The organism is Blautia hansenii DSM 20583 (assembly GCF_002222595.2).
Lineage (GTDB): Bacteria > Bacillota > Clostridia > Lachnospirales > Lachnospiraceae > Blautia > Blautia hansenii.
In genome coordinates, this window is the sequence record NZ_CP022413.2 from 1415153 (window position 1) to 1441945 (window position 26793).

35 protein-coding genes and 1 pseudogene are annotated in these 26793 nt (G+C 37.7%); 27 read left to right on the forward strand and 9 right to left on the reverse strand.

The annotated features are described in order from the left end of the window. The first annotated feature begins 1 nt into the window (after window position 1). The 11 genes from CGC63_RS06960 (at window position 2) to CGC63_RS07010 (ending at window position 8508) form a co-directional block, all read left to right on the forward strand. The gene (locus CGC63_RS06960) at window positions 2–442 is read left to right on the forward strand and encodes a MarR family winged helix-turn-helix transcriptional regulator (protein WP_009247208.1); all 441 of its coding nucleotides are present in this window, start codon (window positions 2–4) and stop codon (window positions 440–442) included. Window positions 443–447: 5 nt separating this feature from the next. Then, window positions 448–1815: an MATE family efflux transporter gene (locus tag CGC63_RS06965; protein WP_009247207.1), complete on the forward strand. Its 1368-nt coding sequence runs from the start codon at window positions 448–450 to the stop codon at window positions 1813–1815. A gap of 140 nt (window positions 1816–1955) precedes the next feature. Next, window positions 1956–2513, forward strand: a complete 558-nt coding sequence (locus CGC63_RS06970; RefSeq protein WP_004221987.1) for an RNA polymerase sigma factor — start codon at window positions 1956–1958, stop codon at window positions 2511–2513. After that, complete coding sequence (locus CGC63_RS06975; RefSeq protein ID WP_004221984.1) at window positions 2510–3190, forward strand: hypothetical protein; 681 nt, start codon at window positions 2510–2512, stop codon at window positions 3188–3190. Before CGC63_RS06970 ends, CGC63_RS06975 begins: the two co-directional genes overlap by 4 nt. A 46-nt stretch (window positions 3191–3236) precedes the next feature. Continuing rightward, the gene (locus tag CGC63_RS06980; protein WP_040351042.1) at window positions 3237–4349 is read left to right on the forward strand and encodes an aldo/keto reductase; all 1113 of its coding nucleotides are present in this window, start codon (window positions 3237–3239) and stop codon (window positions 4347–4349) included. 239 nt (window positions 4350–4588) lie between these two features. After that, complete coding sequence (locus tag CGC63_RS06985) at window positions 4589–5110, forward strand: sigma-70 family RNA polymerase sigma factor (protein WP_004221980.1); 522 nt, start codon at window positions 4589–4591, stop codon at window positions 5108–5110. 87 nt (window positions 5111–5197) lie between these two features. Beyond that, complete coding sequence (locus CGC63_RS06990) at window positions 5198–5824, forward strand: hypothetical protein (protein WP_004221978.1); 627 nt, start codon at window positions 5198–5200, stop codon at window positions 5822–5824. A gap of 82 nt (window positions 5825–5906) precedes the next feature. Beyond that, window positions 5907–6476 (forward strand): hypothetical protein, encoded by a 570-nt coding sequence (locus CGC63_RS06995; RefSeq protein WP_004221975.1) that lies wholly within the window; start codon window positions 5907–5909, stop codon window positions 6474–6476. A 71-nt stretch (window positions 6477–6547) separates the two neighbouring features. Beyond that, the gene (locus CGC63_RS07000) at window positions 6548–6787 is read left to right on the forward strand and encodes a hypothetical protein (protein ID WP_242648438.1); all 240 of its coding nucleotides are present in this window, start codon (window positions 6548–6550) and stop codon (window positions 6785–6787) included. Window positions 6788–7242: 455 nt separating this feature from the next. Next, window positions 7243–8022, forward strand: coding sequence for a hypothetical protein (locus CGC63_RS07005; protein WP_004221956.1), 780 nt, complete (start codon window positions 7243–7245; stop codon window positions 8020–8022). Between the two features lie 90 nt (window positions 8023–8112). After that, window positions 8113–8508: a DUF6483 family protein gene (locus CGC63_RS07010; protein WP_004221953.1), complete on the forward strand. Its 396-nt coding sequence runs from the start codon at window positions 8113–8115 to the stop codon at window positions 8506–8508. Window positions 8509–8597: 89 nt separating this feature from the next. Here the strand turns inward: CGC63_RS07010 and CGC63_RS07015 are convergent, their stop codons facing one another. The 3 genes and pseudogenes from CGC63_RS07015 to CGC63_RS15805 form a co-directional block, all read right to left on the reverse strand. Then, window positions 8598–8852 carry a hypothetical protein gene (locus CGC63_RS07015; RefSeq protein WP_004221951.1) on the reverse strand — a complete coding sequence of 85 codons (255 nt, stop codon included), beginning with the start codon at window positions 8850–8852 and terminating at the stop codon, window positions 8598–8600. Continuing rightward, a pseudogene (locus tag CGC63_RS07020) lies at window positions 8845–9210 on the reverse strand (DUF3990 domain-containing protein); the annotation flags it as partial. The gene CGC63_RS07015 and the pseudogene CGC63_RS07020, both read right to left, overlap by 8 nt. Window positions 9211–9224: 14 nt before the next feature. Next, window positions 9225–9353, reverse strand: coding sequence for a hypothetical protein (locus CGC63_RS15805; protein WP_022239771.1), 129 nt, complete (start codon window positions 9351–9353; stop codon window positions 9225–9227). A 192-nt stretch (window positions 9354–9545) separates the two neighbouring features. On the opposite strand from CGC63_RS15805, the gene vanR reads away from it, so the two are divergent. The 9 genes from vanR to CGC63_RS07065 all read left to right on the forward strand — a co-directional run bounded on the left by vanR (window position 9546) and on the right by CGC63_RS07065 (window position 18655). Next, window positions 9546–10241, forward strand: a complete 696-nt coding sequence (gene vanR / locus CGC63_RS07025) for a VanR-ABDEGLN family response regulator transcription factor (protein WP_022239772.1) — start codon at window positions 9546–9548, stop codon at window positions 10239–10241. Further along, window positions 10183–11385, forward strand: a complete 1203-nt coding sequence (locus CGC63_RS07030; RefSeq protein ID WP_081445588.1) for a sensor histidine kinase — start codon at window positions 10183–10185, stop codon at window positions 11383–11385. The genes vanR and CGC63_RS07030 overlap by 59 nt, the downstream gene beginning before the upstream one ends. Window positions 11386–11418: 33 nt before the next feature. Beyond that, the gene (locus CGC63_RS07035) at window positions 11419–11679 is read left to right on the forward strand and encodes a type II toxin-antitoxin system HicB family antitoxin (RefSeq protein WP_009247349.1); all 261 of its coding nucleotides are present in this window, start codon (window positions 11419–11421) and stop codon (window positions 11677–11679) included. 70 nt (window positions 11680–11749) lie between these two features. Continuing rightward, window positions 11750–12172, forward strand: a complete 423-nt coding sequence (locus CGC63_RS07040) for a hypothetical protein (protein WP_004221939.1) — start codon at window positions 11750–11752, stop codon at window positions 12170–12172. 162 nt (window positions 12173–12334) lie between these two features. Then, window positions 12335–13240, forward strand: a complete 906-nt coding sequence (locus tag CGC63_RS07045) for a D-alanyl-D-alanine carboxypeptidase family protein (protein WP_004221937.1) — start codon at window positions 12335–12337, stop codon at window positions 13238–13240. A 100-nt stretch (window positions 13241–13340) separates the two neighbouring features. Next, the gene (locus CGC63_RS07050; RefSeq protein ID WP_004221935.1) at window positions 13341–16001 is read left to right on the forward strand and encodes a DEAD/DEAH box helicase family protein; all 2661 of its coding nucleotides are present in this window, start codon (window positions 13341–13343) and stop codon (window positions 15999–16001) included. 92 nt (window positions 16002–16093) lie between these two features. Then, on the forward strand, window positions 16094–17254 hold the full coding sequence (locus CGC63_RS07055; RefSeq protein ID WP_004221933.1) for a rhodanese-like domain-containing protein: 1161 nt from the start codon (window positions 16094–16096) through the stop codon (window positions 17252–17254). Then, window positions 17220–18008: a nickel pincer cofactor biosynthesis protein LarB gene (gene larB, locus CGC63_RS07060; protein WP_330399138.1), complete on the forward strand. Its 789-nt coding sequence runs from the start codon at window positions 17220–17222 to the stop codon at window positions 18006–18008. Before CGC63_RS07055 ends, larB begins: the two co-directional genes overlap by 35 nt. A gap of 11 nt (window positions 18009–18019) precedes the next feature. Beyond that, window positions 18020–18655 (forward strand): endonuclease III domain-containing protein, encoded by a 636-nt coding sequence (locus CGC63_RS07065; protein WP_004221927.1) that lies wholly within the window; start codon window positions 18020–18022, stop codon window positions 18653–18655. Here CGC63_RS07065 and CGC63_RS07070 read toward each other — a convergent pair. The 5 genes from CGC63_RS07070 to CGC63_RS07090 are packed head-to-tail and all read right to left on the reverse strand — an operon-like array spanning window position 18652 to window position 22686. Then, the gene (locus CGC63_RS07070; protein ID WP_022239142.1) at window positions 18652–19740 is read right to left on the reverse strand and encodes an ABC transporter substrate-binding protein; all 1089 of its coding nucleotides are present in this window, start codon (window positions 19738–19740) and stop codon (window positions 18652–18654) included. The genes CGC63_RS07065 and CGC63_RS07070 overlap by 4 nt on opposite strands. Before the next feature lie 29 nt (window positions 19741–19769). Then, window positions 19770–20540: an ABC transporter ATP-binding protein gene (locus CGC63_RS07075; protein ID WP_009247355.1), complete on the reverse strand. Its 771-nt coding sequence runs from the start codon at window positions 20538–20540 to the stop codon at window positions 19770–19772. Between the two features lie 11 nt (window positions 20541–20551). Continuing rightward, entirely contained in the window at window positions 20552–21562 is a 1011-nt protein-coding gene (locus tag CGC63_RS07080; protein WP_004221920.1) for a FecCD family ABC transporter permease, read from the reverse strand. Next, complete coding sequence (locus tag CGC63_RS07085; RefSeq protein ID WP_004221918.1) at window positions 21559–22149, reverse strand: nucleoside-triphosphatase; 591 nt, start codon at window positions 22147–22149, stop codon at window positions 21559–21561. The genes CGC63_RS07080 and CGC63_RS07085 overlap by 4 nt, the downstream gene beginning before the upstream one ends. Window positions 22150–22176: 27 nt before the next feature. After that, window positions 22177–22686, reverse strand: coding sequence for a nitroreductase family protein (locus tag CGC63_RS07090; protein ID WP_004221917.1), 510 nt, complete (start codon window positions 22684–22686; stop codon window positions 22177–22179). Between the two features lie 229 nt (window positions 22687–22915). Between CGC63_RS07090 and CGC63_RS07095 the strand changes: the two genes are divergently transcribed. The 5 genes from CGC63_RS07095 to CGC63_RS07110 are packed head-to-tail and all read left to right on the forward strand — an operon-like array spanning window position 22916 to window position 24531. Continuing rightward, window positions 22916–23086, forward strand: a complete 171-nt coding sequence (locus CGC63_RS07095) for a hypothetical protein (protein ID WP_004221914.1) — start codon at window positions 22916–22918, stop codon at window positions 23084–23086. A 46-nt stretch (window positions 23087–23132) separates the two neighbouring features. Then, entirely contained in the window at window positions 23133–23333 is a 201-nt protein-coding gene (locus CGC63_RS07100; protein ID WP_004221912.1) for a DUF4177 domain-containing protein, read from the forward strand. Between the two features lie 27 nt (window positions 23334–23360). Further along, window positions 23361–23825 carry a GNAT family N-acetyltransferase gene (locus CGC63_RS07105; RefSeq protein WP_004221908.1) on the forward strand — a complete coding sequence of 155 codons (465 nt, stop codon included), beginning with the start codon at window positions 23361–23363 and terminating at the stop codon, window positions 23823–23825. Window positions 23826–23872: 47 nt separating this feature from the next. Then, window positions 23873–24037: a PF20097 family protein gene (locus CGC63_RS15265; RefSeq protein WP_004221904.1), complete on the forward strand. Its 165-nt coding sequence runs from the start codon at window positions 23873–23875 to the stop codon at window positions 24035–24037. 35 nt (window positions 24038–24072) lie between these two features. Beyond that, window positions 24073–24531: an HIT family protein gene (locus tag CGC63_RS07110; protein ID WP_040351040.1), complete on the forward strand. Its 459-nt coding sequence runs from the start codon at window positions 24073–24075 to the stop codon at window positions 24529–24531. 56 nt (window positions 24532–24587) lie between these two features. Here the strand turns inward: CGC63_RS07110 and CGC63_RS07115 are convergent, their stop codons facing one another. Then, complete coding sequence (locus CGC63_RS07115) at window positions 24588–25223, reverse strand: GNAT family N-acetyltransferase (RefSeq protein ID WP_004221896.1); 636 nt, start codon at window positions 25221–25223, stop codon at window positions 24588–24590. Between the two features lie 81 nt (window positions 25224–25304). Here CGC63_RS07115 and CGC63_RS07120 point away from each other — a divergent pair, with 81 nt between their 5' ends. After that, window positions 25305–26114, forward strand: coding sequence for a MerR family transcriptional regulator (locus CGC63_RS07120; protein WP_004221894.1), 810 nt, complete (start codon window positions 25305–25307; stop codon window positions 26112–26114). Window positions 26115–26169: 55 nt separating this feature from the next. After that, window positions 26170–26790: a superoxide dismutase gene (locus CGC63_RS07125; protein WP_004221892.1), complete on the forward strand. Its 621-nt coding sequence runs from the start codon at window positions 26170–26172 to the stop codon at window positions 26788–26790. Window positions 26791–26793 lie beyond the last annotated feature (3 nt).

Here is a 26793-nt window from a genome sequence, read left to right on the forward strand (position 1 = left end):
GATGAAAAATGCGTCCGATATGCTGATGTTGGTTCGTTATATGATGAAGCTGTATGAAAAATATTTGGAAGATGTACAGATGAAGCACCGGTTGTCCCATATAGAAATTGCCATTATTGGATTTTTGTATAATAATCCGGAGCGAGACACAGCAGCAGATATTGTGGAGAGGCGTATGCTCCCCAAAGGAAATGTATCTGCCGGTGTAGAAACTTTGGTACAAAAGGGGCTTTTAATGCGCAGGCAGGACCAGACAGACAGGAGAAAAATTCATTTATCTCTTTTGGAAAAAGCAGTTCCGATTGTTCAGGAAATCGAAGAAATCAATAAAAAATTTCGCCGACAAATTTTTAAAAACCTTTCAAATGATGATTTGAAAACTTATGAGAAAACAACGGATTTTATTTTAGAAAATCTAAAAGAGGTTTTAGAAAGGAAATGAGAACCATGACAAACCACAAAGATTTTTTAGGGAAAGAGCCGGTAGGTAAATTATTGTTAAAGCTGGCGCTTCCCACAGTAACCGCCCAGATTATCAATATGCTTTATAATATTGTAGACCGTATTTATATCGGGCATATTCCGAAGGTAGGGGCTATGGCGCTTACAGGAGTAGGCGTGTGTATGCCGTTAATTCTGATTGTAGCGGCATTTGCGGCATTAGTCGGAAACGGCGGTGCGCCAAGAGCTTCTATTTTTATGGGAAAAGGCGATACAAAATCAGCAGAAAAAACATTGGGTAACTGTTTTTCATTACAGATTATCATTTCTGTTTTATTGACGGTTGTCCTGCTGATTTGGAACAGAGATTTTCTTTTGGCATTTGGAGCCAGTGAAAATACCATTGAATATGGCGTAAGCTATATGAATATTTATGCGCTGGGTACGTTTTTTGTTCAGCTTACATTAGGAATGAATGCTTTTATTACCGCTCAGGGCTTTGCCAAGACAGGTATGCTGTCTGTGTTAATCGGTGCAGTGGCAAATATTGTGTTGGACCCGATTTTTATCTTCGGTCTGGATATGGGAGTAAGAGGCGCTGCTCTGGCAACCATTATCTCTCAGGCGCTTTCTTGTATCTGGGTGGTATCCTTCCTCTTTGGAAAGAAGACCTTCTTAAAGATTAAAAAGGAAAACCTGAAATTAAAAAAAGAATTTATTCTTCCGAGCTTGGCGCTGGGTTCTTCTGTGTTTATTATGCAGGCAAGTGAAAGTATTATTTCTGTGTGCTTTAATTCTTCCTTGCTGAAATACGGAGGAGATATTGCAGTAGGTGCAATGACAATTTTAACCAGTGTTATGCAGTTTGCTATGCTTCCTTTGCAGGGACTGGGGCAGGGAGCACAGCCGATTATCAGTTATAATTATGGTGCACGTAATGTAAAACGTGTAAAAAAAGCTTTCTGGCTGTTATTAAAAGTAAGTATGGCGTATGCTATTTTATTATGGGGCGGTGTAATGCTGTTTCCACAGGGCTTTGCAAGCTTGTTTACATCTGATGCGGCGCTTTTGGCATTTACAAAAGACGCATTGAGAATTTATGTGGCAGCGTTGTTTATTTTCGGAATTCAGATGGCATGCCAGATGACATTTATGTCTATCGGAAATGCAAAGGCTTCTATTATTGTAGCGGTTATGCGTAAATTTATTCTTTTAATTCCGCTGATTTACGTGATGCCGGCAATTTTAAAACAAAACCAGACCATGGCAGTTTATATGGCAGAACCTGTGGCTGATGTGATTGCCGTAACCTTTACCGCAATTTTATTTGCAGTTCAGTTTAAAAAAGCTATGCAGGAAATTTCAAAACAGTAAAAAGAAAGGCAGAAGAGTATAGAGAAATCTATGCTGTTCTGCCTAAATTATTTTTCGATAATTGTTTTATATGTTAAAATAAAATGAGATATTTTATTGAAAATTCGTAGTATAAAGATGGAGGAGAAAGGAGGAAGGCTTTGGAGGATTTAAAAATTATTGCATTATTTTATCAACGTTCGGAGCAGGCAATTATAGAATTGTCCAATAAATATGGGGCAATTTGCAGGAAAGTGGCAAATAATATATTAAATAACCGACAGGATACAGAGGAATGTTTAAATGATGCCTATCTGGGAGCATGGAATACTATACCACCGCAAAATCCAAATCCGCTTTTAACATATATTTGTCGTATTGTTCGGAATTTAGCGATTAAAAGGTATCATGCAAACACTGCGGCGAAACGAAATAGTACCTATGACATTGCGCTGGATGAATTGGAAAACTGTTTTCCGTCTGCGGATACAGTGGAAACGGAATGGAAAGCCAAGGAAATCACCGAAAGTATTAACCGATTTCTTGCCTGCTTAGAGCAAGACAATCGTGTTATGTTTGTGCAGCGCTATTGGTATTCCGCTTCTATTACAGAACTTGCAGAGCTTTTTCATACAAGCAATCATAATGTATCTGTTCGGCTTTCCAGAATACGCACAAAATTGCGAAAACATTTAATGAAGGAAGGGATATTTCTATGAGAAAAGAGAAAATTTCTGAAATTATCAGTGATATAAATTCTGAATATATAGAAGAAGCAGCTGTATATAGCGGAAAGAAAAACAGACAGGGGCACTATGCCTGGCTAAAATGGAGTGTTGCTGCTGCAAGTATTGTATTGATTGTATTTTTAGGGACAGCAATTTTAGGGCGGACATACACCGTTACCTTAGAGAATGGAGATACCATAAAATTTGTAAGAAATAAGTTTTCGGGAAATCGTGTCGAAGGAAAAATAGAGTGTGATACAAGAGATTTAACAGAAGAAGAAATTCAACAGCTTTTTCATGATTTGCCTGTTAAAGCCTATGGATTGTTTGATGTTGACAATCATCAATTATTTCTTTTAAGGGGAATGATAGGTGACGTAAGACTTTATGTAACTACGATAGACTCCCTATTCGATGATGCAGAAAATATGGGATATACAGATACTTCTGTTATAGAAGGAATTCCTGTCCATGGAGGTTATTCTTATCGCAGAGAAGAAAATCTGGAGGTTGTTTGCAATGCCGGTTTTACTGTGGGGAATAGTACGGTATATCTGGAATGTACAGAGGAATATAAAAATGCAAAGACAGCCAGAAATCAGATTGCACAAACTGTTTACCATTTGATTGAAAACGGAGAAATTAATCTGGAACAAATCATAAAATAGTTTTATACTTGGATTAAAGAAATAGTAGAGAAAGATGAGGAAAGATATGCAGTATAAAACATTTAAAGATGAAATTCAATTATCCAGACTGGGCATGGGTGTGATGCGCCTTCCCATAGCAGACGGAAATGATGCACAGATTGATTATGAGAAAGCAGAGAAGCTTATTGCTCACTGTATGGAGCAAGGAGTTAATTATTATGATACAGCCTACATCTATCATGGGGGCAAGTCTGAAGAATTTCTGGGGAAAGCTTTGGAAAAATATCCACGGGACAGCTTTTATATAGCAGATAAGTATAATTTTCAGGCGCAGCCGGATTACCGCAAACAGTTTCAGGAACAGCTTGCAAGACTTGATATGGATAGAATTGATTTTTATCTGCTTCATGGAATTCAGGATACTTTTGCAGAACAAATGATTGGAAACGGTTGTATTTCTTATTTCGACCAGATGAAAAAGGAAGGGAAAATTAAATATTTGGGATTTTCTTTTCATGGAACAGCAAAGCTTTTGAAAGAGCTTTTAAAACTGTATCCTTGGGATTTTGTACAAATTCAGTTAAACTATTATGATTGGTATTTTACAGATGCCAAGGAGCTGTATGAAATTTTAACGCAGGCTCAAATTCCGATTATGGTAATGGAACCTGTTCATGGAGGACTTTTGGCAAATCTTACAGAGAAAGCGGCGGATAAATTAAAATCAATAGATACAGACCGTTCTTTGGCATCATGGGCTATGCGATGGGTAATGGAGCTGGAAAATGTTCAGGTGGTTTTAAGCGGAATGTCTGATGACAGTCAGCTTTATGATAATATCCAAACATTTTCAGAGGCAGCTCCGTTGGCGGTTGAAGAACAGGAGAAGATTAAGGAAGCAGCAGAAATGCAGAAGGCTACCATTACAGTTCCGTGTACAGAATGCAGATATTGCACGCCGAATTGTCCGCAGGGACTGGATATTCCATGTTTGCTGAAACATTATAATACAGCGAAAGTAGGCGGAGCATGGAGAATTCGTGATTTGAAGCAGATGTCGGAAGAAAAGAGTCCGTCTGCTTGTATCGGATGTAAAGCCTGTACAGAGCATTGTCCGCAGGGATTTGAAATTCCGAAGTACATAAAAGAGTTGGAGGAAATGCTGAATAATTTGTAAAAGCTGTGTATTATCGGTGGGTTGACACCTAAAATCTGATATGTTTTTCGAACGAAGGTGTCGGAGGTTGGCAGACAACAAAAAAATCAACCATGAAAAGGGAATGTTTCATGCTGCGGCATGAACATTCCCTTTTCTAAATATTACAGGATAAAGATTTTGATTTTTAAAAAATATGAGGGAGCAGTGTAATATTTTAGGTAATTCCTGTGTCTAAGAAGTGAAAGGAGGAAGATGAAATGTCGGCAGAACAAGTAATAGAAAGATTGATTATGGAATATGGCGATGCAATTCTGCGAATGTGCTATCTTTATTTGAAAGATTATCATTTAGCGGAGGACGCAGCACAGGAAACCTTTATAAAAGCGATGAAGCATTATGAAAGCTTTCATCAGAAATCCAGTGAAAAGACATGGCTTACAAGGATTGCAATTAACTGCTGCAAAAATATGATGCGGATGAATTGGTTTCGGTTGGGGCGTGGATATCTGGAAGAAGACGTACAGGTATCTGCTGCTAATTTAATAGAAAATGTGTTGGAAAGAGATAGTATGACCAGAGCTATTCAAAATATGGAAATTCACGACAGAGAACTCATTATTTTATATTACTATCAGGAGTTGTCTATGAAAGAAAGAGGTGGCACAGGTAATTGGAAAATCGGAAAACGTGACAATACAACGTATGAACAGAGCCAGAAAAAGGCTCAAGAAAATTTTGATGGAGGTAGGTTATGGAACGTAAAGAAATTAAAAGAATAATAGATACGGAACTTAATGAGATTGTGTTTACAGATATCATGAAGAAAAAAAGTTTTTGAAAATTCAAAGAGGCGAATATCTCATCCGATGCTGCGATATGCAGCTATGATTATACTGACTTTTATGATTGGCGGAACGACGGTATTCGCAGGTTATTATTTTTTGAATAAAGTAAATGTCAATAAAATAACTCTTCCGGAACTGGATGCAATGCAGATTGTAGAAATTACACCTCTTAAAGCAGAAAAGGATGAATATGGATATATTCATACAGAGTTTTCTGATTACACTGCGTTGCAGTCAAATATTGGGATTGATTTGCTCGAAAGTAAATACGCAACGGAACAATCCTATTTGCAGGGAAGTATGGAGACAGACCAGAAAAATTATGCAATTATAAAAATGAAGAACTACATCATAGAAGAGATGTATTATTCGCCAATATCGCTGTCAATGGATTTAATTTTAAGTCAGGAACAGTTAGAGCAGGGATGGGATACAGACTATTTGGGTTTTTATGAGTATGTGGAAAGCTATACATCTAAACAGGGATACAAGGTAAATCTCATTCAGGACACAACAGAAGAAAATGTGGAGAATAACTACGTTTCAGAAAAATGTGCAATTTTTGTGGCTGACGGTGTCCGATATACTTTGTGCGGAAGAACTTCCATGGAGACGATAAAAGAGATTGTGGATAGTATGGAATATTAAAATTAAAAAACTATATACAAAAAATATTTTATAATATATAATTCCATTATACATTATGAACAAATAAGAGGTTGTGATTTTGATGGGATATGTTAGACTTTACACAGAAACCACGTCTATGAATAGTTACTATTATGAAGAATTGAGTGGAGAAATTTTTTTGTTTGAAAATAAAAGAGGTGGAAACGGACTTTGCATGGGAACTATTGCAGGAATTTCACTTGTGATATTTACGTTTGTAAGAAAAATAGAGAAGTCTATTCCCTTTGATGCCAATCTGTTGTATTGGATTTCCACGTGGATCGGAGTTATTTTAGGTGTATTTATTTCTGGATATATGTTGAAACGTGCAAAAAGAAAGATTGAAAGAAATGTAAGAATTTATCCTTGTGGATTAGAAGAACTGCGGACAATGGCAAAGCAGAACCGGAAATGGTTTTTTAAACATATTGTATTGGTTTTGAGCATGGGCGGGATGTGTGCAGTTTCTCATTTTCTAATGATTTGGGTTGTCCCCTCTGTTCCGATATATGCTTTTTTTAATTTACTAATGTGTCTGATGACGATGTTAATGCTGCTTTCTTTTGCAGGAAGTCATCCGATAAAAGGCTGGAAAATTGCAGGAAAGATATTAACAAAGAAGGAAAAATAATACGATATAAAACAGAAAGAAAATTTTCATTTTCCTTAAAATATCAATTAAGTATTTTGGTAACGCTGTATTTGGGATATTTATTAAATGCTAAGCTTTATACGGTATTGGCTCAAAATATTTTTTTGAAACATCTTATCATTTGGACCTCAGTTTCTGCGATAATATTGTTGCTTTTTTACCGGACAAATTTTGTTTTGATTTTAGTAATATTTTTAGCCAGTGTAATTGCTTTATCTGCTATGGCTGCTGCAACAAGACCTGTTTTACGGGCAAAAACATATAAAAGGTTAGAGAACAGAAAAAAATAATCGGAAGTTGATTATGGCAGGGTGATAACGTGATATTCAAGTTTTATATTGATTTAAACATGAAAATACCATCTTTATTAAAAAATACATAAATCCGAAGGAGTTTTCAGTAGCTGATATTGTGGAGGTTTTGGTATAAGAGGAAATGACTTCTTAATGGCTGCAATCGTTATTCCAGTGATTTTCATTCCGGTAAAGAGACACAGAAATACGTGCTGGCGAAATTGTTATTACAGAAGTAAAGATTTACAAAGAGGAAAAAATTCTTTTTTTTAATAATGGAGAATTAACAGCAACGGATTTTTACGGAAGAAGATAGTAGTATAGGACTCTCTGATAAATTTAAAAAGAAAACGGTTGAATTTTATGTTAAGACAAAAAGGGATTAAAAAATGCGTGAGGTTTTATAAATTTGTATTAGGGTAGAGTAAAAGAGAAGAAAAGGAGAAAATAGCATGGAACTGAAAAAGGTATGGATGTCCTCGGAAACAAGAAAAAAAAGCCGATATGGGTATCGGACGGTGGGGAAAATATTGGGAATTGTATTTTTAATGACAGCTTTACTTTTGATAGGAACATTTCTGTCTCTTTCTTTGGGATTGCCACAGCAAAGCTCTTCAATGATTTTGGTGCTTTTGGCTAGTACACTTGGGATTGTGCTGACTGCAAGGTTGGGACGGCGGGGAATGCAGGATGCCACGATTTTTTTTCTTACAGAAAATGACGGTTTATGGATTATGGATGCCCGCAGCATACCTAATTATGGAGATGGATTTTTGGGCTTTGCAGTTGGTGCGATGGAGACGCAGGCGTTTTTGCGTTTGCAGGGCAAAAAGCCATATCTTCCCCAAGGTGCAGATGAAATCCTGAAAGTATGGGGCATTAAAGAAAATAACAGTCATTATGTTATCCGATGCCAGTCACGTCATCCAAATAAACGTGTGACCCGGCATACATATTTTCTGGTTAAGGGACTTCAGGATGAAGAAATGCTATTGAAGGAGTTCGAGAGAAGAAAAACCTGGGAAAACACACTGGAGCCGGCTGAAAATCGAAATATGTGGTATATTCTACTGAGCGGAGTGGGGCTTGCGGTATGTGTTATTATGTGTGTCATGAGTCATCCGGCTGTTGCCAGAATGCCTGGAACGATTTATTTTCCCTGTATGGGAGCCTCTTTGATAGCATTTTGCTTTTTATTTTACTTTATTATCCGTCAACGCCGAGGGGAATAAGCGAGTTAGGTTTCCGCATCTAAAGAGGATACTATAAAAGAAAAAAGAGAAACACAGGGGGCGTTAAGAGATTGTAAAAGGAGGTGTCACATGAATTTCACAGACGAAAAAGACTATCTTATGCGTATGATTAAGGAAATGGTAAGTGTCTTGTTTTCTCTAATGTTGGGGAAGAAATATACTTCTGTTGAATTAGAAAATGAAGACAAATTTCAGGTGTCAGGGAGACCACTAAAAGATTTTAAAGCTATGATTGACCGAGGACAGATTAATGAAGCGGAGAATATTCTTTTAGATGAAATGGATTATACCAATCAAGATGATGTGATAACGGCTGCACTTTTTTATCAGTATTTATGTGAGAAAGAAGAAGGTTTTTTGCAGGAACATCAATATTCAAAAGAGGAGGTACTTTTTGGAGCAAAAGATTTATTAGAGAAATCAGGATATCATGATTTACTTGAGATTTTGCAGGAAAAAATATAGTTTATCAGTTATGAAAAAGAAGTTGTTACAGTTAAGGGCATATCAATGTTTCTGAACAATGCTAAATGTGACAACTTCTTTTTGTGTATTTAAGGATGCTGCTGAGAATTTAAAATTTCCTGTTCTTCAAAGTAGCGATCTGCAATAAAACCGGCAGACTCTGCCCAAAGTGTATTTTCAGTGTTTTGCAAAGCTTTGTAAGTCTTAGAGTGGTAAAAAGCTACGGTGGCTTCAGGAAAATTCATACCTGTTGTTTCTTGGATAATGTCTATAACATCTCGAATTTGTATACATAAATTCATAGTAATGTCTTTTCCATTGAAAAAATATTTATTACTAATCATGAGCAATCTCCTTTCGATATTCAAAATATAGATATTCTAAAGCACGTGGTGTGTGGAAAGACACTTGATTGTTAATTTTACTATAACGAAGTCTGTCTACTGCTTCATGTGATTTTAAAATACCTGACATATAAAGTTGAACGGTTTCCATTGTGTTATCATCGGCCACCGGACCTATGACTATATCATAATTATGTTGGATGCCGCCATGTAATCGATTGTTTTTGATAAATTCTAACCATTCTGCATCAAGAGTATTAAAATGTTTGATATTCAGTGAATTAGAAGGATGAAAAATGTATTGATATACGTATTCGCTGCCAGAAAAAGTTCGCATATATAAACGATGCGCCCATTCTTTAGCTTGAGTTTCTAGTACAGTACAATAAAATCCACGACCGAAGTCTCGTCGATTGCGTCATTTTCTGATAGATTGTGTATTTTTGCATAATTTTCTAAAGCTTGAATAGATAAAGACTCTACATCTGATTGCATGCTCATTTTTTACCCCTCCATTCTAATAACTTTATTATAACAGAATTGTTTTTTATAGCCAATAGCAAAAGTTTATCCTTAAATGATAATGCTTTGCTTTTGATTTACAATAAATATATTATGCAAACTAAAAAGCGGAAGTGGAAAAAACATTGCTCCATTTTTGCTTTTTCTGTTATAATGGGCTGGGAGGCAGATATGAAAGAAAAAATATTAATTGTAGATGATGAAACAGAAATCGCAGATTTAGTCGAGTTATATTTGCAAAATGAAGATTTTCTCGTATATAAATTTTACGATGCAGAAGAAGCGTGGAATTTTATGGAGAAGGAAGAGCTGGATTTGGCTCTTTTGGATATTATGATGCCAAAGATTTCAGGCTTAGAGTTGTGTAAAAAAATACGTGAACGATATAATTATCCTATTATTATGCTGACGGCAAAAGGAGCGGAAATTGATAAAATTCAAGGCTTGACTTTAGGAGCGGATGACTATATTACCAAGCCTTTTCAGCCGCTTGAGGTAGTGGCAAGAGTAAAGGCGCAGCTGCGCAGATATAAGCGTTATAATATGGGAACAGTGAAAGCAGAGGAGATTTTAGAGCATAAAGGATTGATTTTGAATAAAAAAACGCATGAATGTTTCTTAAATGAACGTTTATTGTCTCTTACACCCACAGAGTTTTCTATTTTAGCTATTTTGTGCGAACAAAAAGGCAATGTAGTCAGTGCGGAGGAGCTGTTTCATCAGATTTGGAAAGATGAATATTACAGCAAAAGCAATAATACCATCACCGTACATATTCGTCACTTAAGAGAAAAAATGGAGGACTCTTTTGAAAATCCAAAGTATATTAAAACAGTGTGGGGGTGCGGCTATAAAATTGAAAAATGAGAAGAAAAATATTTGTAAAATTGTGAAAATTATTCTTTTGATTTTGCTGTTCCTTTTGGGAATTTACGGGGTTTACTATCTATTTGATACGGTTTTTAACGGCATGATTTTAGATTGGATTAGCAATCATTTCGTTCATGAGGAACGTACCGGATGGTACGACGGAGAACAAAAGGTTCAATATATTTATGAGCGTGTGGATTGGCAAGCATTTAAGTATATTGCAGTTGTTTCTTTTGTTTTTTTGGCAGGTATAATTGGAAGCTCTGTATATATTATTTTGCATTTTTCCTTGAAAAAACAACAGAAAAAATTGATTTCCAGAACAGCGGAAATGATACATGATTACATGAAAAAAGAATGTGATGTATCGGAAATTTTCCCTCAGGAATTTTCAGAAATAAGTACACAGTTGGTTCAGATAAAAGCAGATATGGAAAGAAAAGAACAGTATTTGAAAATGGAAACTCAGAAAAAGAATGACTTAATTACTTATCTGGCACATGATTTGAAGACACCGCTTACATCGGTTATGGGGTATCTGAATTTACTGGAAGATGCACCGGATATGCCCCTTGCTCAACGCGAAAAATATACTCATATAGCCAGAAAAAAGGCAGAGCGTTTAGACAGTCTTATTCAGGAATTTTTTGAAATTACCCGTTACAATTTACAGAATATTACGCTGGAAAAAGAGAATATTGATTTATATTATATGCTTATACAGATGAAAGAAGAATTTTATCCTGTTCTGGCACAGAAGGGAAATACAATAGAATTGAAAGTGCCGGAGGACTTACAGGTTTACGGTGACGCAGATAAGCTTGCCAGGGTGTTTAATAATATTATTCGGAATGCCGTTTCTTATAGTTATCCGTCTTCTGTTATTACGATTGAGGGAGAGAAAAATTCAGACGGAGTGTGCCTTTTCTTCCGAAATAAAGGAAAAACAATTCCAAAGGAAAAGCTTTCCAGAGTATTTCAGAAATTTTTCCGAATTGATGAGGCACGCAGCTCAGATAGTGCAGGGTCAGGTCTTGGACTTGCTATTGCAAAAGAGATTGTGGAGCTTCACGGGGGAAGTATTTCTGCTATAAGTGAACAGGAGGAGACGGTTTTTCAGATTGTACTTCCGGAAAAGTAATGAGTTGCAAGTAAACAAATGGAGGTATTATGTATGGAAAAATTATTTTATCCGGCTATTTTTCATAAAGCAGAAGAAGGTGGTTTTTGGATTTCATTTCCCGATTTACCGGAATGTTTTACAGAAGGAGATGATATGAAACAGGCTTATGAAATGGCAGTAGAGGCTCTGGGACTTGCGTTGGTGAACCGAAAAGAGGAGAAAGAGGAAATTCCTATGCCCTCCGAAATAGATAAAATTCAAAATGAGGAAGGTATTGATTTCAGCTTAGTCTTTCCAGAAAATAATAGGTAGAATTGAATTAAATTATTAAAAATTATAGAATTACAATATAGAAAAATCAAAATAGAGAAAGGTATAGAAAATGTATATTGATTTTAAAAAGAATTGTAAAGAATACCTAAAAGAAGCCAAGAAAAAAGGCTATCAAAAATATGGATTTGTAGAATTTCAGGAATTTAGGGGAATTGTTATTACAAGTTTACAGAAATTAAATAATCCGTTAGAGGAATTATTGTACTATAAATTTGTATATCAAAAAAAGGAGATGAGATTTTATCATATTGCAACAGAACTAAAAGAAGTAGCCATATCTGGAATAGCTATTTTGAGTTTTTATATGACAGTGGCTTCTATGTTGGGAGAACATAGTATGAAATATTTGTCATTCGGGTATGCACTAATAATGTTATATTGTGGAGTGGAGATGTCCATATTTCAGTATAGCAAAATAGACTATTTTCTTTGCGAAATTTTTGCGAGTATAAGTGAAAGAGACTTACAATAATTATCCACAAGTCAAATTAAAATCATACATAATTAAAGAATATACCTTTTCAAATCTTAAGGAAATCTTAGGATTTTAACAACAGAATATTAAAACACCTTTTCTTTCTTTTTGGTACAGTAGATTTATAAGAAGTACAAAAGAAAGAAGGGTGTTTTTTATATGAGTAAACGGAAACAAAGAAGAAAGAGAAGAAGAAAAATAGGATTAATTTTCTTGGCAGCAGTGTTGGTTTTCTTGCTTTTGCCAAATAAAAAATCGGAAGTTTTCAGCAAGGGAAAGGAAGAAATTTCTTTAGGAGAACTTTATAGTGAGGCTGCGATACTGCTGGACGAAGAAGGTCAAATTTTAGGAAGAAAAAATTCAGAAAAGAAAATTTATCCGGCTTCGCTTACGAAAATTATGACAGTGCTTTTATCCATAGAAAAGCTGGATAATATACGGGAAATAACTGTTTTAAGAGAGGAAATCTTTCCTGAATTATATGCACAGGACGCTTCTATGGCAGGATTTTTGCCGGGAGAAAAGGTTACTTACAGAGACCTTTTATACGGAGCGATGCTGCCCTCAGGGGCAGAATGTTGTGTCGCTTTGGCAGAAGGTTCTTGTGGTTCAGAGAAAGAATTTGTATCAGAAATGAATAAGAAAGCAAAAAAACTGGGAATGAAAAATACACATTTTACAAATACTACCGGCTTACATGATGATAATCATTATACAACAGTTGAGGATTTATCACGCTTACTTTGCTATGCTATGAAAAATCAGGACTTTTCTAAGATTTTTACTGCATTTTCATATTCTGTGCCTGCGACTAACAAACATCCGGAGGGCTTTACTTTTTTCAGTACATTATCACAGGAGTTGCAAAAAGCAGGAGTAAAAGATAGCTGTATTTTAGGAGGAAAAACGGGCTATACCTCAAATGCAGGGCTTTGTCTTGCCACAGCAGCAGAAATAAACGGAAAAAAGTATTTTTTCATTACCGCTCATGCACAAGGCTCGCATAATACAGAACCGTATCACGTGTTAGATGCGCTTTCTGTTTATGGAAAACTGGAGAAATAATTTTAGCTGTGTCTTCTTTTCAGTATCTGTGCTATAATTTGCAGTATATACAACGGATTATATAAGCAATTTATAACCCCCACCGGAAAGGATTAAATATATGAATTTATATGATAACATTCTATCTTTTAAAGGCACATGGAGAAGGTATCAGGAGCGTGTCTTGAATTTCTCGGATGCTTATCTCTCCGACAAAAAAATACATATTGTAGCCGCTCCCGGCGCAGGCAAGACAACCTTAGGCATTGAACTTATCAGGCGGACACAAAAGCCCTGTCTTATCCTTTCACCGAGAATTGTTATTCGGGAGCAGTGGTTGGAAAGAATAAAAGACGGCTTCTTAAATGAGCGGCTTTCGCCCGAAGATATTCTTTCCAATGACATGAAAAATCCAAAGCTCATTACTTCGATTACCTATCAGACTTTATTTTGCGGCATGACACGCTATGCCGGAATGACTGAGGAAGAGGAAACAGAAAATCAGGAAGCTATGGATTTTTCTCATTTTGAGCTTCTCAGAACAGTGAAAGAAGCAGGGATAAAAGTTATATGCTTAGATGAATGTCACCATCTGAAAAACGAATGGTGGAAGGCGTTAGAAGATTTTATGAAGGAAATGGGGGAGGTTACGGTAATCTCCCTGACGGCAACACCTCCTTATGATGCAACGCCGGTGCAATGGGAACGTTACTGTAACATGTGCGGACCTGTGGACGAAGAAATTACAGTTCCTGAGCTGGTAAAGGAGAACAGTCTTTGCCCTCATCAGGATTTTGTGTATTTTAATTATCCCACAGGGGAAGAACAGGAAAAGGTAGACTTTTTCCGACAAAAGGCAGCTCAAATGATGCAGAAACTCATGGGAGATGCACGTTTAAAGGAAGCTGTGGCATCTCACAAAGGGTTAGAAGACGTACAGGGATATTTGGAAAAGCTGCTGGAAAATCCTGCATATTTATCTTCTTTGCTGATTTATTGTCAGGAGCAGAATATTCCTTATGCCCGCAGATGGCTGAAAATTTTAAATGTCAAAGAGCTTCCGCCTATGTCTGAAAAGTGGATGGAAATTTTGTTACAGGGCTTTTTATATGATGATGTATCGGAGTTTGTGTGTCAGGAGGAATATCGGGAGGAGCTTATTCGGCAATTAAAAGCTCATGGCTTGATAGAGAGAAAGAAGGTTGCTTTTTTCGTAAATCAAAAGCTGGAAAAAACTTTGATGAACAGTGCGGGAAAATTAAAAAGTATTTCTGAAATTTGTAAGCTGGAATATTCTTCTGTGGGTAATCAGTTACGACTTTTGATTTTGACAGATTATATTAAAAAGGAATATGCAAGAAAATTAGGAAAGCCCAATTTCCTGCCGGACAGTCTGGGTGTTCTGCCTATTTTTGAGATGCTGAGAAGGGAGAATCCGGATTGGAAGTTAGGTGTTTTATGCGGAAGTCTGATTTATATTCCGGATACAGCGCTGGCTGCTCTGAAACGCATTTCCTGTTCTTTTGGTATAGAAAAACTTCCTTCAAAAGCATTGTTAAATGAAAATGGAGAATGTTTGGGTTACAGTGAGATTTTGCTTACGGAAAATACCCATTTGTGCACACAGATGATTACCATGCTTTTTGAAAAAGGAGAAATCGAAATTTTAATCGGAACAAAATCACTGTTGGGAGAAGGCTGGGACTCTCCCTGTATCAATGCTTTGATTATGGCAAGCTCTGTGGGTTCTTATGTGTTGGGTAATCAGATGCGGGGAAGGGCTATCCGTGCAAGTAAGGATAATCCTGACAAAACCAGTAATATTTGGCATTTGGTCTGTATGACAGATACGAAGGAGTCCTGCGAAGTGACAGAAGATTTCCGTACACTGCAAAGAAGGATGATGGGATTTTTAGGAGTGAGTTATGACGGAACGGTGATTGAAAACGGTATGGAGCGTTTAAATACCATTACTCCTCCTTATACTTACCGACATCTTATGGAAATCAATGAAGACATGAAGCTGCGGGCGTGTATGCGGGAAGAATTAAAAGCCCAGTGGCAGCAGGCAGTTCATATTCAGGGAAATATGGAAGCCGTAGAAACCTGTAAAATGAAGAAAAAGCTTTTAAATCCCAGCGCTTCTTTTTTCAATGCTTTGGGTATGATTGCGTTAAGTGTTGCAATTCGAATGAGTCAGGGCATGATACGGGGCGCTTTTCGCAGAAGCTATGGGCAGCAGGGCATTACAGATTTTATTTTTACCGTGGCAGCAGCCGGAATTTTTCTCTGGGGCGTGTGGCGGCTTGTGCATTTTTCCGGTCCTTTAAAGCGTTTGCGAGAAATGGCAGAGGGAATGAAAGCGGCTCTTGCAGAGTCTCAAAATATTACGTCTTCCTGTAAAGTCAGTGTGTATGGAGAAAACGGTGTGGATTATCAGGTGTTTTTAAAGGGCGGAACAACAAGAGAGAAAGAGCTGTTTGCTCAGTGTATGGAAGAATTTTTGGCAGCAGTGGATAATCAGCGTTACCTTTTGTATGCGCCGCAGGCATTGGGAGCTATGACGAAATATTATTGTGTGCCCTCTGTTTTTTCTAAGACAAAGCAGGAGGCTCTCTTCTTTCAGAAGGTTATGTCTTCTCATTTAGGCAAATATCATCTGGTATATACCAGAACACCGGAGGGAAGAGCTGTGTTGCTAAAAGGAAGAGCAGAAGCCTTTGGCAGTCGAAATGAGCGGATTTTAAAGAGAAAAAAGGAAATAAAAGGAGCTTTGGAGTAGTTCATCTTTCGTTGACAAGTTTTTTCTCTTCCAGTACAATATAAACTGGTGTGAATTTTACTTTCACCAGTTTATAGAGTGGAGATTATAAGATGAACAACACATTAGAAATAAAGATACAGGATTTAAAAAACTTAAACAAAGAGGAATATCTGCTGGTAGATATTCGGGAAGAAGCAGCCTTTGCCCACGGTTTTATTCCCAATGCAGTGAATATTCCTCTGTCAAGGCTTCGGGAGAAGCCGGAGCTTCTGCCAAACGACAAAAAGATAATTTTATACTGCGCCAAAGGAATTTTAAGCTATGAGGCAGCAGAGGAATTGGAAGAAAAAGGGTATGATGTCGCACATCTTGCAGGTGGATATGGGGCATGGCTTTTAGACAGCTTTTCCACAGAGGAGCGATATCCGGAAATTGAAAAAAGCATTAGAAAGAAATTTCATAAAACGATTTTCAGCCGTTTTACAAAAGCCATTAATGAATATGAGCTTGTAAAAGAGGGAGATAAGATTGCCGTGTGCATTTCCGGCGGAAAAGACTCTATGCTTATGGCAAAGCTGTTTCAGGAGCTGCAAAAGCACCGAAAAGTAAATTTTGATGTGATTTTTCTGGTAATGGATCCGGGATATAACGAAACCAACCGAAAAGTAATTGAAGAAAATGCGCGGCTTTTAAATATTCCCATTACAATTTTTGAGACAAACATTTTTGAAACGGTGTATGAGATTGAGAAATCCCCCTGCTATCTGTGTGCTCGTATGCGCAGAGGTTATCTGTACAGTAAAGCAAAAGAGCTGGGCTGTAATAAAATTGCTCTGGGACACCACTATGACGATGTGATTGAAACCATTCTCATGGGAATGCTTTACGGAGCACAAATCCAGACCATGATGCCAAAGCTTCACAGCACAAATTTTGAGGGCATGGAGCTTATTCGCCCTATGTATTTAATCCGTGAAGATGATATTAAGCATTGGCGAGACTACAACGATTTACACTTTATTCAATGTGCCTGCCGTTTTACAGATACCTGTACCACTTGCAGAGAAGACGGAAGCACAGGCTCAAAGCGTATGGAAATCAAAGGACTAATTAAAGAGCTAAAGGAAATCAATCCTTTTATCGAAGGAAATATTTTTAAAAGTGTAGAAAATGTAAATTTAAGCACTGTGATTGCATATAAGGAAAATGGGGTAAAACATCATTTTCTGGAAAATTATGACACCGCAGAAAGGACCGAAGAAAATGGATAAGAAACAGTTGCAGACACTGCTGGAACAGGTAGCCAACGGAGGCGTGAAACCGGAGGAAGCATTGCTTCAGATTAAAACAGAGCCGTATAAAGATATGGGATTTGCAAAGCTGGATACGCACAGGGGTATTCGTCAGGGAATGGCAGAGGTGATTTACGGCGCAGGGAAGACAAAAGAACAGATTTTAAAAATTGCACAGGCAATGCTCACAGAACAAGAAAAAACAGTGCTGATTACCAGAATGAGTCAGGAAGCAGCTGATTATGTGAAGCAGTATTTAGATTTAAAATATGACGAGATGTCACGTACCGGAAGAATTGGAAAAATTCCAACGCCGGACGGAGCAGGGAAAATCGTCATTGCCACAGGGGGAACCAGCGATATGCCTGTGGCTGAGGAGGCTGCGCTTACCGCAGAAATATACGGAAATGAGGTAATACGCCTCTATGATGTGGGAGTAGCGGGCATGCACCGTCTGATGGACCATGTAGAGGAAATCATGAGCGCAAGAGTGATTGTAGCCATTGCCGGTATGGAGGGAGCGCTGGCAAGCGTTATCGGAGGCATGGCAGACTGTCCGGTAATCGCAGTGCCTACCAGTGTGGGATACGGAGCGAATTTCGGCGGTTTATCAGCGCTGCTGTCCATGCTGAACTCCTGTGCCAGCGGCATCAGCGTGGTAAATATTGACAATGGTTTTGGCGCAGGATATTTAGCCAGTATGATTAACCATTTGGACAGCAAGAAAAACTAAGGAGAAAGAACATGACAAAGCAGGAAAAAGCGTTAGAAGTCATTGAACGTTTGCGAAAGGAATATCCGGATGCCGGCTGCACACTGGATTATGACGATGCGTGGAAATTGCTGGTCAGTGTGCGTTTGGCTGCACAGTGTACCGATGCCAGAGTAAATGTAGTTGTTGAGGATTTATATGCAAAATATCCCGATGTGAATGCTCTGGCAGAAGCGCCCGTAGAAGAAGTAGAGAAAATTGTACGTCCCTGTGGTTTGGGAAAAAGTAAAGCAAGAGATATTTGTGCCTGTATGAAGATTTTAAAAGAGGAATATCAAGGGAAAGTACCGGATGATTTTCAGGCTCTTTTAAAGCTTCCGGGAGTGGGAAGAAAGAGCGCAAACCTGATTATGGGGGATGTGTTCGGAAAACCCGCCATTGTAACCGATACGCATTGTATTCGCCTTGTAAACCGTATCGGATTGGTAGAAAATATCAAAGAGCCGAAAAAGGTAGAAATGGAATTATGGAAAATCATTCCTCCCGAAGAAGGAAGCGATTTCTGCCACCGCCTTGTATACCATGGCCGGGAAATATGCACTGCCAGAACAACACCTCATTGTGAGAGCTGCTGTCTGGCAGATATCTGTGAGAAAAACGGAATTTAAAGAATTTCGTCAAGCTGTTCTTCTGTCAATTCGATATGGTAAAAGAGCTGATAAAATTCAGTTACTTCTTTTCGTATGTCTTCGGTATAGACTTCCGGATAGACAATGCTTCCAAGCCACGGAATACCGATAAAACGATTAACAGAAGGAGGATTGTTGATATAGCTGTATGGAATATCGGGAATTTGATAAACCTGATTATTCTTTACAGCTTCTAAATCCTGCCATGCAGGGTCCTTTAAAAGCTTTTCATAAAGTTCTTTTGTGTCTGCCAAAACAATGTCAGGGTTCCAAAGGAAAATCTGCTCTAAGGAAACTTCACTTCCGCCGCCCGTAGAGGCTGCGTCAACTCTTGCAGCATTCACAGCGCCGATTTGTTCCACAATATCTCCGTGAATAGAGCCGGAAGCATTGGTATTTAAGCCTTCATTTCCGGAAGCCAGATAAATGGCTTTTTTTTCATCCTCCGGTATGGAGGCTGCCTTTTTGGAGGTATCTTCTAAAAGTTCCTTGCAATATTCTGCAAGCTCTTCACATTCTTTTGTATTGCCCAGTAATTCGCCCAGCTTTGTATAAGCGCTTTCCATGGTAGGCAGAGTGGCTTCAATAAAGACAACAGGAATACCAAGCTGTTCACTTAAAGAGTCTAGCTCTTCTCCTATATTTTCCTTTGGTTCTCCGATATCAATGACAAGCTCAGGAGAAGCTGCCAAAAGAGCTTCCATATTCAGATTGGCATTTTTCCCGTAAAACTGACCGAAAACAGGGAGGAAATAATAACTGTCGTCAATATATCCTTTTGCTGTTTCGGGAAATTCTCTGGCAAGACCACAGAGCAAATCCGGCGCTGCGGTATATAAGACCAACTGCGCCACAGGACCGGAGGGCGCAATTTTTTTCAATTCCTTTGGAATGGTTACGGTTCTTCCGACAGAGTCAGTAAAGGTACGTGTTTCTTCTGTTTCGGTGTTTTCTTGTGTCTGCACTTCTTTTACCGGCTCTTTTGCAGGTTCTTCTTTTGCACAGCCGGTAAGACTAAAAAGCAGTGATACAGACAATAAAATAGTAAATAGTTTCTTTTTCATAAATTCCTCCATAAGTATAAATTTTAAAATCAGATTTTCGGAATGCACACAGGCTGCGGAACATCAGAAGAAGTATAAAGCTGTATGGGAATATTGTATATTTCTTCTAATAGAGAGGCTGTGAGTACTTCCTGCGGTTTTCCCGGTGTCATAGCAGTTCCATTATGTAAAACAAGCACCTTGTCTGCAAAAAGAAAAGCATGTTCCGGATTATGAGTGGAAAGCAGAACAAGATATCCAAGTGCAGAAAGCTGTTTTAACTTCTTTAAAAGACGGATTTGATTTCCATAGTCCAAATTTGAGCATGGCTCATCCATAATGAGGATTGGCGCTTTTTGAGCAAGGGCTCTGGCAATCAAAACCATTTGTTGTTCCCCGCCGCTTAAATGGGAAAAAGAGCGGGAAGCGTATTTTTCCATACCCATAAGGTGAAGCGCCTCCATGGCAGCTTCTTTTTGCGCCTCCTTTGGTGTGGAAAAGGGAGAAAGGCTGGCAGCAGTTCCCATGAGAACCGTATCAAATACGGAAAAAGGAAAGCTCTGCTTATGCAGCTGGGGAATATAGGCAATGGATTTTGCCAGCTCTTTTTCCTTTAAAGCTTTTACATTCTGTCCGTCAAGAGAAATCATTCCTGTATAATTTTTTTGCAGATTTAAAATACATTGAAACAAGGTGCTTTTTCCGGCACCGTTTTTTCCCAATACACACACAAAGCTTCCTGTATCAAGAGAAAAATCAAGGTCTCTTAACAAGGGAGCTGCTTGGTAGGAAAAATATAGAGAATGTACGGATAAATTCAAATCATCACCTCTTAAAAATTACTTTCTTTCTTCAAAATCAGATACAAAAAGATAGGCACACCTACAAAGGCAGTTAAAATTCCAATAGGAATTTCATTGGTAGATAAAAGTCTGGCACAATTATCGGTTACCACAAGGAAGCTTCCTCCTAACAGGAAAGAAGCAGGCAAAAGCTTCTGATAATCGTTTCCTACCAAAATTCTTCCGATATGAGGAATAATCAGTCCAATCCAGCCAATCATGCCGCTTACGGATACTGCTGCTGCGGTAATGAGCGTAGCACAGAAGATAACAAGAAACCTCACTTTTTGAATAGAAACGCCCATACATCTTGCTTCCTCATCACCTAAGGTGGCAATATTCATCTGCCAGCGGAAAAGATAGAGGGGAATAAGTCCCAAAATAATCAAAGGCGCTGCAAAAAGAACATCGTCGGGACGAATGGATGCAAGGCTTCCCATCAGCCAGTAAGTAATGACAGGCAGAACATTATCTGTATCAGCCACCAGCTTCACCAAAGAAATAGAGGAGGAAAACAGGGAGCTGATTAAAATGCCTGCCAATACCAGAGCAAGGGTGGGATTGCTTTTTACTCTTCGGCTAATCAAATAAACAACAAGCACTGCCAAAAGCCCAAAGAAAAGTGCGGTGGCTGAAACTGCCTGATAGCTAAAGCCTAATAAAAGTCCTAAAGCAGCGCCAAAGCCTGTTCCGGAAGAAACCCCAAGCACATCGGGAGATACCAGAGGATTTTGAAACATTCCCTGATATACCGCTCCGGCGCAGGACAAGCCTCCGCCTATCAGCACTGCCATAAATACTCTGGGAAGTCGTATCTGAAAAAGAACCGTTTCCAACTGAGCTTCCCAAGTAGGTGAAATCGGAAAAATTTTGGAAAGCAGAATTTTTACCAATTCCAAAGGGGAAATGGGATAGCGTCCCAGAAGAAAAGAAGAAAAAAAGCAAACAAAAAATAACAGAGTGAACCATAAAATCCAATGCTTTTGTTTTTTCTTTTTCATGTGCAAACCTCAGTTTTTATAAAATTTTTTAAGGCAAGCTTTACTTCTTCCCGATTAAACGCTGTCAATTCTACAATGACGCTGTGAAACTGCTGTGTCATATCCTTGTGCAGCTCTTGAAGCTTTATGGCTTCCTGCTTTTTCATTTCAACTCTTGTCATCATAGAAGTCAGATTTTGAGGACTTTTTATGACACCTACACAGCAGACATCGCTTTCTAGCAAAGCGTAGAGAGCATTTAAAAATTCGGGAACGAGAAGCTCTGTTCCTCCAATTTCGTCCAGACATTTTAACGGTGTCTTTTCATTTAACAGTGTAATTGCAGTTGTCTGAAAAACATGTAAATCTTTTTGCCAGCCTGTGTCCGATTTTTTTATGAACAAATCGGATGCTTCTGCCTGATATGTGGCAGTAAGAGGATGTTTGCTGCTCCAGGGAAGAAGACGAAAGCCTCCGGTAGTACCATCGGGAAGAAGCTGTCTTTGAGCAAAAAAACCGGATATAGGAAATTCCATTTCCTGTAAAACCTCCATAAGAAGGGTGGATTTCCCTATACCGGAAGTTCCCGTGAGAAAAAAATGGTGCATGTGAAATACCTGCCTTTATCGTCTCGTTTATTTTAAATAGGTAACCTTGGAAGGCTCAAAAAATCCTCGTGCATCCGGATTTTGCTCCGGTTTCCCCACAGCAACCACAGCCAGAGGGATACTTGTAACCTGAAGCAGCTTCTGTAATTTTTCTACTCTATCCATTACAGGATAAAATCCGCACCAGCAAGTGCCGTATCCTAAATCCGTTGCCTGAAGGAGCAGATTTTCAATGGCAGCTCCGCAATCCTGCGGCCAAAAAGCATTGCAAATATTTTCCTGCAAGTCAGGTCTTCCACATACTACAATGGCAAGGCTGGCAGTGTGTAACATGGAAGTATGAGGGCTGATTTCAATAATCTGTTCTTTTATCTTGGGATTTTCAACTACAACAAATTCCCATGGTCTTGTGTTGCAGGCGCTGGGCGCCATCATGGCAGCTTCCAACATGGTTTCAATATCTTTTTGAGGAATAGCAAAATTTTCTTTATACTTTCGAATGCTTCTGCGTGCACGAATAACTTCTGATGTATTCATAATTTAAAACTCCTTTCTTTTTTCTATCCTATTATAAAGCTTTTTGGAAAGGAAATAAATCTATTTTAGAAATTTATTACTAATTTACTACCATGGCAAGAAGAACGGTAAGGCAAAGATAAAAAAATATTCTGACAGATAACAGGAAAATAATGACTATTCAATTTTCTTATGGTATACTAAAAAATAATAATAGACAAATTTAGAAGTCGTAAGAAGGTGAAATACGATGTGGAAATATTTAGCTCCAGTCATTGTGGGGGTTATTGTAGCACTGTTTTCAGAAGATATAGATAAGATGTTTAACGGGAATAAAAAACTAAAGAAAGTTATATTAGTATTTTGTGGTGGTGTAATTATTATTTGTATGATATCTGCGGTTCTTTCTGTTTTGAACTGATAGCATCCGGTAACAAGAAAAGAGGAAATTGTGGAGGTGCAAGGTTATGAAAAAATATGAATACAAATTTGTTGAAGTAAAGAAACAAATGGGTTTAGCAGGCATTACATTTGAAGAATGTAAAAAAGTAATAATTTCAGAAGCAGAATGCGGCTGGCGATTGAAACAAATTGTTACGCCAATCAACGAGAAATCAGGGGTTAATACTCCTGTTTGTTATCAAATTATTTTTGAAAGAGAAGTATAAATTAGAAGTTGTGGGAGAGAACAAGATATGAATTTAACATATAAGAGAGCAACGCTTGAAGATATAGATATATTGACAGAAACAAGAATAGAGGTGTTAAGAGCAGCTAATAAACTTTCTGCCGATACTGATATGAGTGAAGTTGAAAGACAATCTTATAATTATTATCAAAAAGCGCTTTGTGATGGCTCTCATATTGCATATTTGGCTTTTGATGAAAATCATTTTGTAGGGGCTGGTGGTGTTAGTTTCTTTCAAGTAATGCCGACTTACCACAATCCAAGTGGAAACAAGGCTTATATCATGAATATGTATACTAATCCTGAATATAGAAGACTGGGAATTGCTTATAAAACATTAGATATGCTGATTAGAGATACTAAAGGCAAGGGGATTACAGCTATTTCATTAGAAGCAACTGATATGGGGCGACCATTGTATGAAAAGTATGGATTTGTAAAAAAGAATGATGAAATGGAATTACCAGAGTGATAAATCCCAGTTTGTAGTGCAGTAAATTATGATTTGGAGGTGCATATATGAAATGTCCATATTGTAATGAAGATATGGCAAAAGGATATATACAGTGCAGAGATGGTGTTAATTGGACAGAGAAAAAACAATTCATTGCTGCTTTGTCTGCATTGGGAAAAGGAAGAACATCGCTTGCGAATGGGGGTGCTGAAAATAAACCCAATTTGTAGTGTAGTGAATTTTGAATTTAACGAGGTGAATAAATATGTGTATCATCTGTGATAGAATTAAAATGATTAAGGATGGTGTTAATCCTTATTTTGTGAAAGAATTATCAACGGGATATGTTGTTATAGGAGATAATCAGCATTTTAAAGGCTATACATTATTTCTCAGTAAAGTTCATAAAACAGAATTATTCGACTTAGATTTTTCAACAAAAATGAAATTTTTAGAAGAAATGTCTGTTGTTGCAGAAGCAGTTTCAAAAGCATTTAAAGCAGATAAAATAAATTATGAATTGCTGGGTAATGGAGATACACATCTTCATTGGCATTTGTTTCCGAGAAAAGCAGGCGATATCGAGAATTATGGGAACAACGGGAAAGGTCCTGTTTGGTGGTATCCAATGGAAAAAATGTACGATGACAGTAATCGCCCTTCTCATAAGGAATTAGAAGAAATGAAATCAAAACTATTATTTGAGTTGGATAAGTTAATATAAAATAATTTTCGGTAGGAAGCCTCCCTGCTTAGAGGAGACTTCCTGCGGCAGCCTTTTTAGATTTCACAATCATAAATAAAAAATGTCATTTTTGAGCGCTGCTGATTAACAGTAAAAATATGCTCTTTTTCACATCTTCGTACCATTCCCTGATGTTCATAAAAACCGTAGTTGCAGCTGGTATCGGTATAGAGATAAAAGCTGTCTAAATGCTCCTTCTTAAGATATTGGAGAAATCGCTGGTATAATTGTTTCCCCACGCCTTTCCCCCGGCAGTCAGGACTAATGACGAAAAGCGCCAGCTCTGCGGGATAAGGTCTGCATGTGGCAAGTAATTCCTTATCAATACCATTTACACTGCCAAAAATTTCGGAGGCATTTCGCCCTTCTTTTGTCAGGTAAAGGGAGATGAGAGAACAAATTTGTTTCCATCTGTATGAAATAGGGCATTTATGAACGGCAATATTTTTTCCAAGAATAATTCCCACAGGTTTGCCGTTTTCCACAGCTACCTGAGAAAAGGTTTGATTGGCAAGACAACTGCTCAGAAATACTCTGGCAAGCTTTTGGGCTGTTTTTGGACTGGCAAATTTATCATAATTCCAAGTTTGGCGAATAATCCCTTCCAATGCAGGGATGTCTTCTTTTCTGAATTCTCTAAATTCCATTTTCATCATCCTTCCTGTTTCCATAAAGTTTTTTGTTTTTTTCTTTGCTGTACTGTATAATAAAGTATACAGTTAGTGTAGAGTCAATAGGAGATTAAAAAAAGAATGAAAAAAAGTACGAAATTGCTTACCACGGCAGAATTTGCCAAGCTTCATGACGTAAATAAAAGAACGCTGCATTATTATGACAGTATTGGTTTGTTTTCTCCTGCTAAAAAAGGGGAAAATCAATATCGTTATTATGAAACCTCACAGAGTATGGAATTTGAATATATTCGGATGCTAAAAGAATTGAATATGAGCATGGAAGAAATCAAGAAATATATAGAGTATCCAAATTCAAAGGATTTTCTGCAATTAGCAGATGCAAAAATCAGCGAAATTGACAGGCAGATGGAAAAACTCATAAAAACCAGACATATTCTTTCTGAAATGAAAAGTCAAACAGAAAGCTGCGAGCAATTAAAGGGAGGAGAAATTTTTTTAACGGAGTGCGAGGAGGAGCAATATCTGACTACACCTTATAATTTTGAAGAAGAGTTTTTAGAGGAAGCATTTGCTCATGTAAAAGAGGTATGGGGAATAGAGCAGTGCCGCATGGGAATAGGAAGCTATCTTTCTGTGGAAAAGGCAGAAAAAGGAGAATTTCAGGAGTATGACGGGCTTTTTACGCCGGCTTTTGGGAAAGTTCCCAAAGAGGGCGTGCTGATAAAACCAAAGGGTACTTATTTGTGTGCCTATTTGAAAGGGAGCTGGAATAATTTGCCGAAGCTTTATGAGAAAATATTTACTTATGCAAACAAAGAGAACCTGCGCTTGACAGGCTTTGCCTATGAGTGGGGGATGAATGATTTTTCTGTATCAAAAGAGGAAGATTATATTACTCAAATTATGATAAAAGCGGAACAAATGTAACTTTTCTTGGAATTTCGCATAGAATATCCATAATTCGATAATAGAAAGAATTGCTATGAATAACAATCAATATCCTTTTATAAACACACCTTTGCCGTATGATTATCAGGCATTAGAGCCTTATATTGATGCCACAACAATGTATTTGCACCATGAGAAGCATTTACAAGCCTATATTGATAAACTGAATAAACTCCTTACCAAAGAGCCAAAGCTGCAAGCATGTACGTTGGAGGAACTGACACAAATGCCCGGTGATATTGGGAAAAACAGCGGAGGCGTATATAATCACAGGTTTTATTTTGAAGGTCTTCAGCCTCCAAAGAAAGTCCCGCACAATCCACTGTATGAGGAAATTGAAAGCCAGTTTCAGAGCTTTGAAGCATTTCAGAAAATTTTTAAGCAGACGGCATTGTCTGTATTTGGTTCGGGATATGCGTGGCTGGTATGGGAAAGAGGAATGTTTCGGATTATTACAACTGCAAATCAAGACGTTCCATGCTTGAATAAAATGTCTCCTGTACTTTGTATTGACGTGTGGGAGCATGCCTATTATTTGAAGCATTATAATTTAAGAGGGGATTATATTGATAATTGGTTTAAAGTCATAAACTGGGACATAGCGCAAATGCGTTGGCAGCAGGGTGAACCCTTTAAGGCTTCTGTCATAGAATAAAGA

Coding starts and splice junctions, on each gene's coding strand:
- CGC63_RS06960 (WP_009247208.1), top strand. CDS start 2: ATGAAAAATGCGTCCGATATGCTGATGTTGGTTCGTTATATGATGAAG.
- CGC63_RS06965 (WP_009247207.1), top strand. CDS start 448: ATGACAAACCACAAAGATTTTTTAGGGAAAGAGCCGGTAGGTAAATTA.
- CGC63_RS06975 (WP_004221984.1), top strand. CDS start 2,510: ATGAGAAAAGAGAAAATTTCTGAAATTATCAGTGATATAAATTCTGAA.
- CGC63_RS06980 (WP_040351042.1), top strand. CDS start 3,237: ATGCAGTATAAAACATTTAAAGATGAAATTCAATTATCCAGACTGGGC.
- CGC63_RS06985 (WP_004221980.1), top strand. CDS start 4,589: ATGTCGGCAGAACAAGTAATAGAAAGATTGATTATGGAATATGGCGAT.
- CGC63_RS06990 (WP_004221978.1), top strand. CDS start 5,198: ATGCTGCGATATGCAGCTATGATTATACTGACTTTTATGATTGGCGGA.
- CGC63_RS06995 (WP_004221975.1), top strand. CDS start 5,907: ATGGGATATGTTAGACTTTACACAGAAACCACGTCTATGAATAGTTAC.
- CGC63_RS07005 (WP_004221956.1), top strand. CDS start 7,243: ATGGAACTGAAAAAGGTATGGATGTCCTCGGAAACAAGAAAAAAAAGC.
- CGC63_RS07010 (WP_004221953.1), top strand. CDS start 8,113: ATGAATTTCACAGACGAAAAAGACTATCTTATGCGTATGATTAAGGAA.
- CGC63_RS07015 (WP_004221951.1), bottom strand. CDS start 8,852: ATGATTAGTAATAAATATTTTTTCAATGGAAAAGACATTACTATGAAT.
- CGC63_RS15805 (WP_022239771.1), bottom strand. CDS start 9,353: ATGAGCATGCAATCAGATGTAGAGTCTTTATCTATTCAAGCTTTAGAA.
- vanR (WP_022239772.1), top strand. CDS start 9,546: ATGAAAGAAAAAATATTAATTGTAGATGATGAAACAGAAATCGCAGAT.
- CGC63_RS07035 (WP_009247349.1), top strand. CDS start 11,419: ATGGAAAAATTATTTTATCCGGCTATTTTTCATAAAGCAGAAGAAGGT.
- CGC63_RS07040 (WP_004221939.1), top strand. CDS start 11,750: ATGTATATTGATTTTAAAAAGAATTGTAAAGAATACCTAAAAGAAGCC.
- CGC63_RS07045 (WP_004221937.1), top strand. CDS start 12,335: ATGAGTAAACGGAAACAAAGAAGAAAGAGAAGAAGAAAAATAGGATTA.
- CGC63_RS07050 (WP_004221935.1), top strand. CDS start 13,341: ATGAATTTATATGATAACATTCTATCTTTTAAAGGCACATGGAGAAGG.
- CGC63_RS07055 (WP_004221933.1), top strand. CDS start 16,094: ATGAACAACACATTAGAAATAAAGATACAGGATTTAAAAAACTTAAAC.
- larB (WP_330399138.1), top strand. CDS start 17,220: ATGACACCGCAGAAAGGACCGAAGAAAATGGATAAGAAACAGTTGCAG.
- CGC63_RS07065 (WP_004221927.1), top strand. CDS start 18,020: ATGACAAAGCAGGAAAAAGCGTTAGAAGTCATTGAACGTTTGCGAAAG.
- CGC63_RS07070 (WP_022239142.1), bottom strand. CDS start 19,740: ATGAAAAAGAAACTATTTACTATTTTATTGTCTGTATCACTGCTTTTT.
- CGC63_RS07080 (WP_004221920.1), bottom strand. CDS start 21,562: ATGAAAAAGAAAAAACAAAAGCATTGGATTTTATGGTTCACTCTGTTA.
- CGC63_RS07085 (WP_004221918.1), bottom strand. CDS start 22,149: ATGCACCATTTTTTTCTCACGGGAACTTCCGGTATAGGGAAATCCACC.
- CGC63_RS07090 (WP_004221917.1), bottom strand. CDS start 22,686: ATGAATACATCAGAAGTTATTCGTGCACGCAGAAGCATTCGAAAGTAT.
- CGC63_RS07095 (WP_004221914.1), top strand. CDS start 22,916: ATGTGGAAATATTTAGCTCCAGTCATTGTGGGGGTTATTGTAGCACTG.
- CGC63_RS07100 (WP_004221912.1), top strand. CDS start 23,133: ATGAAAAAATATGAATACAAATTTGTTGAAGTAAAGAAACAAATGGGT.
- CGC63_RS07105 (WP_004221908.1), top strand. CDS start 23,361: ATGAATTTAACATATAAGAGAGCAACGCTTGAAGATATAGATATATTG.
- CGC63_RS15265 (WP_004221904.1), top strand. CDS start 23,873: ATGAAATGTCCATATTGTAATGAAGATATGGCAAAAGGATATATACAG.
- CGC63_RS07110 (WP_040351040.1), top strand. CDS start 24,073: ATGTGTATCATCTGTGATAGAATTAAAATGATTAAGGATGGTGTTAAT.
- CGC63_RS07115 (WP_004221896.1), bottom strand. CDS start 25,223: ATGGAAACAGGAAGGATGATGAAAATGGAATTTAGAGAATTCAGAAAA.
- CGC63_RS07120 (WP_004221894.1), top strand. CDS start 25,305: ATGAAAAAAAGTACGAAATTGCTTACCACGGCAGAATTTGCCAAGCTT.
- CGC63_RS07125 (WP_004221892.1), top strand. CDS start 26,170: ATGAATAACAATCAATATCCTTTTATAAACACACCTTTGCCGTATGAT.